Raw genomic sequence first — 6884 nt, 5'->3', positions numbered from 1 at the left:
CTCTCCTCCTCCCCCCCCGCCCACCCCCCCCCCCCCCCCCAAAAACACACCTACCCCCCCCCTGGTTGTCGGCCCCCCCCCCCCCCCCCCCCCCCACCACCGCCTTGTCCCCTTACGTTCGTCCCGCTGCGAGCCGCCAGAACAACGGCGGCTCCCCAGACGGGAGATCGGGGGTGCACACGTGCGCGTGGGACTGCTTACCGAGGGTGGCTACCCCTATGTGAGCGGTGACGCCATGCTCTGGTGCGACCGGCTCGTGCGCGGACTCGACCAGCACGAGTTCGACGTCTACGCGCTCAGCCGCGGCCGGCACCAGGAAGCCGAGGGCTGCGTCCCGCTCCCACCGCAGGTCAGCCGGGTGCGCACAGCACCGCTGTGGACGGCCGAGGACGACGGGATCGCGTACGGGCGACGCGCACGCCGACGCTTCGCCGAGTGCTACGGCGAGCTGGTGGCGGCGGTGTGCGCCGGGCCCGACGGGGGCTGGGCCGAGGGCGCAGGGGGTGACGGGGCCGGGGTTGTGCGCGTCGGGGGCGCCGGGGCCGGGGCTGAGGACCAAGGAAGCATCGGACCCGGGGTCGGATCTGGGCGGGCGTCGGACCCTCGGTCGCAGGACGCCTCCGCCGATCTGGCGGACCGTTTCGGCAGTGCCCTGTACGCGCTCGCCGAACTCGCCCGCGAGGAGGGCGGCCTCGTCGGCGCCCTGCGCTCCGACGCGGCCGTGCGCGCGCTGGAACGCGCCTGTCGCGCCCCTCGCGCGCTGCGCACGGCGCGCGAGGCGCGCGTATCCGATCTGCTCACCGTCGCCGCCCACATCGAACGCGCCCTGCGCCCCCTCTCCCTCGACTGGTACGGCGACGACGGCCTCGGCGCGGGCGACGTCTGCCACGCCACCTCGGGCGGCCCCGCCGCCCTCTGCGGACTCCTCGCCCGGCACTTCTCCGGCGTACCGCTGCTGGTCACCGAATACGGCGTGCAGCTCCGCTCGCACTACCTGGCCCTCGGCCCCGAGGCCGCAGCACCCGCCGTACGCGCCCTGCTCGGCGCCTTCCACGGCCGGCTCGCCGCCGAGGTCTACCGGGGGGCCGAGATCCTCACCCCGGGCAACGCCCACGCCCGCCGCTGGCAGGAACGGTGCGGCGCCGACCGCGCCCGGATCCGCACGGTGTACCCCGGCATGGCGGCCGACCGGTTCACGGAGGTCGGCGAGTCCCCGGACCGCGCCGACCCGCACACCCTGGTCTGGGTGGGGCGCGTGGACCCCGCCAAGGACCTGGTGTCGCTGCTGCACGCCTTCACGCAGGTGCGCAAGGAGGAGCCCGGGGCGCGTCTGCGCATCGTCGGCGCGCCCTCCGGCTCCGAGGGCGAGGCGTACCTGGGCCACTGCCGGGTGCTCGCCGCGCAGCTGTTCCCGGACGAGGCGGAGGGCGCGCACGCCGTCGGCGACAACCCCGTCTCCTTCGATGAGATCGGCGCCCCTGACGTCCCGACGCTGCCCGACGCGTACGCCGCCGGCGCGGTCGTCGTCCTGTCCAGCGTCGTGGAGGGCTTCCCGATCAGCCTCGTCGAGGCCATGTTCTGCGGCCGGGCCACCGTGTCCACGGACGTGGGCGCGGTGGTGGAGGTCATCGGCGGCACGGGACTGGTCGTGCCCCCGCGCAACCCCAGGGCGCTCGCCGAGGCGTGCCTGGCGCTGCTGCGCGACCCCGAGCGCCGTGAGCGCCTCGGTGCCGCCGCGCGCGCCCGGGCGCTCGAACTGTTCACCGTCGAGCAGAACATCGCGGCATTTCACGGCATTTACCTGGAGATCGTCTCCCACTGCCCGGTCCGCCGGGTGGTCCTGGACGAGTCCGGCGAGCCCTTGCCGTTCGCCGCCCCCGCCGAGTCCCACGTCCCCGGCCACTGGACCGGCCCCACACCCCGCTTCCTCCCCCGCGGCATCCCCGCCTGGGCCACGAACACCCCGGTCCGAGCCACCCCGCCGGCGACGAAGGGAGCCCGATGAGCGAGCTGGATGCTCGTCCGACGGATGGGCTGGTCACTGGCCCGGCGGGTGAGCCGGGTGATGGCGACTCCGTCAGGGGCGGCGACACGCTGGGCTGGAGCGAGCCGACCGAAGCGGACCGGCCGGGGATGCCGAGCGGAGCCGATCCGTGGGGCGCGCGACCGGGGGAGTGGCTGGCGGGCGTGCCCGACGACGTCGTAGGCGGGGTGCCTTTGGCAGAGGTCGCCGGGATGGCCGCTGTCGGGGTGCCTTTGGCAGAGGACGTCGGGACGACCGCTGCCGGGGTGCCTTTGACGCAGGCCGCCGGGACGGCCGCCGCCGGGGTGCCTTCGGCCGCCGCGCACGACACATCCGACGCGACTGACCAGAGGGGTCGACGCGCGCTCAACTCCGCGACCGGTCCCGGTGAAGAGCCCGCCCCGCACGACTCCCGCCCGTCGGCCGGTACCGCTGGGGAGGTGTCCGGGCGCGAGTCGAGACCGTCGGCCGACCTCCTGGGACTGTCCCCCGCGCAAACTGCCAGCACCCCGCCCGTACTGACCCCACACGCCCCCCATCCCACCCCCACGCCGCAGGACCCCCGCCCCGCACCGGATGCGAAGGCAGGCGCGAGCGCCCGACGGCGGCGGGCCCCCGCGCCCCGCCGTGGGTCCGTCGACCCGGTGAAAGCCCTGCTGCACCGGCACCGGGAACTGTGCGAGCGGGCCGTGGATCCGTTGGAGATCGCCGCGGGGCTGGAGGCGCACGGCGTCACCGACCGCACCGCCGCCCGCTTCCGGCACCGTGACGTCTTCTCGCTCGCCGAAGAGCTGTACGCGCGCGTACCGCGCACCGCCGCGCCACCCCCGGGGCCCGAGCCCCTGTCGGTGCCCCGCGTCCGCGTCGGCTGGGTCCTGCTCGGCCTCCTGCCCGGAGTGCTCGGCGCGGCCACGGTGACCGGACTGCGCCTCGCCCAGGGACACCCCCGCCAACTGGTCGCACTCGGCGGCCTCCTCGCCGTCCTCCTCGCCACGCGCGCGGCACTGCGTCACGGCCCGCTCGCCGGCCCGCCCGGCACGCGCGCGGGGGGCGGCACGACGGCCGGCACGCGCGCGTGGACGCTCTGGCTGCTCGGGTACGCCCTCGCCGGCGACGGCCTCCTCCACGCCGTCCTGACGGGCGGCCCCGACGGCCCGCCCACCGCGGCTCCGGACGGCCCCTGGCCCACGGCCACCGCGCCCGTCCTGGCCCTCCTGCTGGCCTGCGCCCCGGCGGCCTGGTCCGCCCACCTCCTCGCCGCCGGCGCCCGCCGCAGGCTCGCCCGCAGCCGGGACCTGGAGGACTTCACGGCAGCCGCGAGACCCCTGCTGCTCGGCGTGCTCGCCCTGTTCCTGGGCGCCCTCGCCGCACTGGTCGCGCTCTGCGGCGCCCTCCTGCACGCGCCCGCGGCCTACCCGCAGGCGCTCACCCTGGGCGCCCTGCTCCTGCTCGCCCGCCTGCTCACCGTGCACCGCCACCGGCACGCCGCCGCCCTGGCGCTGGGCGCCGCCGTGGCCACGGAGACGGCGGCCCTGGCGCTGCCGCTGGCCGGCCGGCTGCCCGGCTGCGCCTTCCTCGCGACCCCCGTCGAGACCCTCGTCGGCGCCTGGGGCGAGGCCGTCGTACCGGCCCTCGCCTGCGGCACCGCGGCCCTGGCCCTGCTCTGGCACGCCGGCCGCACCCTCACCCAGGCCTCGGCCCACGCGCCGACGGGAGCACCCGACTGAACCTTCCGCCCCGGCCCGACGCACCGCCGGAGGCAACCGCACGACCCCACTGAAGGAGAACACCAGATGACCACCTCCCGACCCGGAGCGTCCGGAACCGCCGGAGCGCCCGGCGCAGCCGAAGGAGCCGTCGAGACGGCCGGTACCACCGGCGCGCACACCCCGGGAGCCGTCCGATGAGGGTCCTGCTGATCGGAGCCAACGGATACATCGGCCGCTTCGTCGCCGACCGTCTGCTCGCCGACCCGGCCGTCCAGCTCACCGCGCTCGGCCGCGGCGACGACGCCGACGTCCGCTTCGATCTCGCCACCGGCAGCCCGGGCGCGCTCACCCGCTTCCTCGACGCGGTCCACCCCGGAGTCGTCATCAACTGCGCCGGCGCCACGCGCGGGGGCGCCCGCGACCTCACCCGGCACAACACGGTCGCCGTGGCCACCGTCTGCGAGGCCCTGCGCCGCAGCGGCTGCGGTGCCCGCCTGGTGCAGATCGGCTGCGGTTCCGAGTACGGCCCCAGCCAGCCCGGTTCCTCCACGGCCGAGGACGCCGTACCGCGCCCCGGCGGCCCGTACGGCGTCAGCAAGCTCGCCGCGACCGAACTGGTCCTCGGCTCCGGACTGGACGCCGTCGTGCTGCGGGTCTTCTCACCGGCCGGCCCCGGCACCCCGGCCGGCTCCCCGCTGGGCCGGCTCGCGGAAGCCATGCGCCGCGCCATGCAGTCCGGCGACGGCGAACTCAAGCTCGGCGGCCTCGGCGTCCAGCGCGACTTCGTCGACGTCCGCGATGTCGCCCGGGCCGTGCACGCCGCCTCGCTCTCCGCCGCGCAGGGCGTGATCAACATCGGCTCCGGCCGCGCCGTCCGCCTCAGAGACGCCGCCGCCGTCCTCGCGCGCGTGGCCGGATACGGCGGCGCTCTCCATGAGCTCGACTCCCCGCCCGGGCCGCTGCGCAGTGTCATCGGGCACCCCCGCTCCGACTCCGAGCACGCGGTCCCGGTGGCGTACCCGTACCCGGACGGCTGCGGCAGCTGGCAGCAGGCCGATGTGCGCACCGCGCGCGACCGGCTCGGCTGGCGGCCCCGCATCAACCTCGAAGAATCCCTGGCCGACATCTGGATGGAGGCGGCATGCCGCATCTGACGAGCACCACAGCGGGCGCCACCGGCACCGGCGTGCGCACCACCCTCGGCATCCCCGGCTTCGCCCACCCGCTCGTCGCCCCGGCCCAGTGGGCGGAACTCGCCCGCCCCGGCACCCCGCTGGACTGGGTGGTCCTCGACTTCACCGCCGGCCCCGGCACCCGTCCCGACCCGCACTGCCTGGAAGCCGTGGGCCGGCTGCGCACCGCGGGCGTCCGAGTTCTGGGCCACCTGGACGTCACCTACGGCGCCCGCGCCTTCGGCGACCTGCTCTCCGACGCCCACCGCCACCTCGACTGGTACGACGTCGACGGCTTCCTGCTGGACCGCTGCCCCACCGAGCGCACCGCGCTCCCCGAGGTCCGTCGCGCGATCACCACGCTCCGGGCGATCAGTGATACCGCCCACATCGTGCTCGGCCACGGCCGCCACCCGCACCCCGGCTACGCCGAGAACGCCGACCAGCTGGTGACCTTCTGCGGCCCCTGGTCCGACTACCGCTGGTCGCAGGCGGCCGAGTGGACCGCCGACTACCCGGCGGACCGCTTCTGCCACTTCGTGCACGGTGTGCCCCGCGGTCACCTGGACGAGGCGCTGCGGATAGCCCGCTGGCAGGGGGCGGCCACGATCTACTTCACGGACCGCACGGACAGGGACGGTCGCGTGGACCCCTGGGAGACCATGCCCGGCTACTGGGACGACATCGTCTCGCGTGTCGGAACGGGTGTCTCGGAATGAAGAAGGCCGTGGCAGTGTTACGAGGAGAACAACTGTAGTGATTGACCGACCAACGGAGTCCCCGTGTCGCTGCCACCCCTGGTCGAGCCAGCTCCTGAGCTCACCGTAGACGAGGTCCGCAGGTACTCCCGCCACCTGATCATCCCCGACGTGGGCATGGACGGGCAGAAGCGGCTGAAGAACGCCAAGGTGCTCTGTGTGGGCGCCGGCGGCCTGGGCTCGCCGGCGCTGATGTACCTGGCCGCCGCGGGCGTCGGCACCCTCGGCATCGTGGAGTTCGACGAGGTCGACGAGTCGAACCTGCAGCGTCAGATCATTCACAGCCAGTCCGACATCGGCCGTTCCAAGGCCGAGTCCGCGCGCGACAGCGTCAAGGGCATCAACCCGTACGTGAACGTGATCCTTCACGAGGAGCGGCTCGAAGCCGACAACGTGATGGACATCTTCAGCCAGTACGACCTGATCGTCGACGGCACCGACAACTTCGCGACCCGCTACCTGGTCAACGACGCGTGCGTGCTGCTCAACAAGCCGTACGTGTGGGGTTCCATCTACCGCTTCGACGGCCAGGCCTCGGTGTTCTGGTCCGAGCACGGCCCCTGCTACCGCTGCCTCTACCCGGAGCCTCCGCCCCCCGGCATGGTCCCCTCCTGCGCCGAGGGCGGCGTCCTGGGCGTGCTGTGCGCGTCCATCGGCTCCATCCAGGTCACCGAGGCGATCAAGGTCCTCACCGGCACCGGTGAGCCGCTGGTCGGCCGGCTGATGATCTACGACGCCCTGGAGATGCAGTACCGCCAGGTCAAGGTCCGCAAGGACCCCAACTGCGCGGTCTGCGGCGAGAACCCGACCGTCACCGAGCTCATCGACTACGAGGCGTTCTGCGGCGTCGTCTCCGAGGAGGCCCAGGCCGCGGCGGCCGACTCCACGATCACTCCGAAGCAGCTCAAGGAGTGGATCGACGACGGCGAGAACATCGAGATCATCGACGTCCGCGAGCCGAACGAGTACGAGATCGTCTCCATCCCGGGCGCCAAGCTGATCCCGAAGAACGAGTTCCTCATGGGCACCGCCCTGGAAGGCCTCCCGCAGGACAAGAAGATCGTCCTGCACTGCAAGACGGGTGTCCGCAGTGCGGAAGTCCTCGCGGTCCTGAAGTCCGCGGGCTTCTCCGACGCCGTCCACGTCGGCGGCGGCGTCATCGGCTGGGTCAACCAGATCGAGCCGGAGAAGCCGGTCTACTGAGCCGGTTCCCCGGTGTGCG

At 74.2% G+C, this 6884-nt stretch carries 5 protein-coding genes; all 5 read left to right on the top strand.

Annotation, left to right across the window (positions count from 1 at the left end; translation table 11 throughout):
- The first annotated feature begins 181 nt into the window (after positions 1–181).
- The 5 genes from AB0L21_RS32485 to moeZ all read left to right on the top strand — a co-directional run bounded on the left by AB0L21_RS32485 (position 182) and on the right by moeZ (position 6865).
- On the top strand, positions 182–2005 hold the full coding sequence (locus AB0L21_RS32485) for a DUF3492 domain-containing protein (RefSeq protein WP_365788002.1): 1824 nt from the start codon (positions 182–184) through the stop codon (positions 2003–2005).
- Positions 2006–2235: 230 nt separating this feature from the next.
- Entirely contained in the window at positions 2236–3750 is a 1515-nt protein-coding gene (locus AB0L21_RS32480) for a hypothetical protein (RefSeq protein ID WP_365788011.1), read from the top strand.
- A 176-nt stretch (positions 3751–3926) separates the two neighbouring features.
- Positions 3927–4886, top strand: coding sequence for an NAD-dependent epimerase/dehydratase family protein (locus AB0L21_RS32475; protein ID WP_365706827.1), 960 nt, complete (start codon positions 3927–3929; stop codon positions 4884–4886).
- Positions 4874–5623: a spherulation-specific family 4 protein gene (locus AB0L21_RS32470; RefSeq protein WP_365788001.1), complete on the top strand. Its 750-nt coding sequence runs from the start codon at positions 4874–4876 to the stop codon at positions 5621–5623. Before AB0L21_RS32475 ends, AB0L21_RS32470 begins: the two co-directional genes overlap by 13 nt.
- A gap of 63 nt (positions 5624–5686) precedes the next feature.
- Complete coding sequence (moeZ, locus tag AB0L21_RS32465) at positions 5687–6865, top strand: adenylyltransferase/sulfurtransferase MoeZ (RefSeq protein WP_356344913.1); 1179 nt, start codon at positions 5687–5689, stop codon at positions 6863–6865.
- The last annotated feature ends 19 nt before the right edge of the window (positions 6866–6884 follow it).

The organism is Streptomyces sp. NPDC052721 (assembly GCF_040678315.1).
GTDB lineage: Bacteria > Actinomycetota > Actinomycetes > Streptomycetales > Streptomycetaceae > Streptomyces.
The sequence above is the reverse complement of the archived record's forward strand: the minus strand, read 5'-3'. Positions and strand labels throughout refer to the sequence as shown.

What these genes read in the sequence shown, in the direction of transcription:
- AB0L21_RS32480 (WP_365788011.1), top strand. Translation starts at nt 2,236, where the DNA reads ATGGCCGCTGTCGGGGTGCCTTTGGCAGAGGACGTCGGGACGACCGCT.
- AB0L21_RS32475 (WP_365706827.1), top strand. Translation starts at nt 3,927, where the DNA reads ATGAGGGTCCTGCTGATCGGAGCCAACGGATACATCGGCCGCTTCGTC.
- AB0L21_RS32470 (WP_365788001.1), top strand. Translation starts at nt 4,874, where the DNA reads ATGCCGCATCTGACGAGCACCACAGCGGGCGCCACCGGCACCGGCGTG.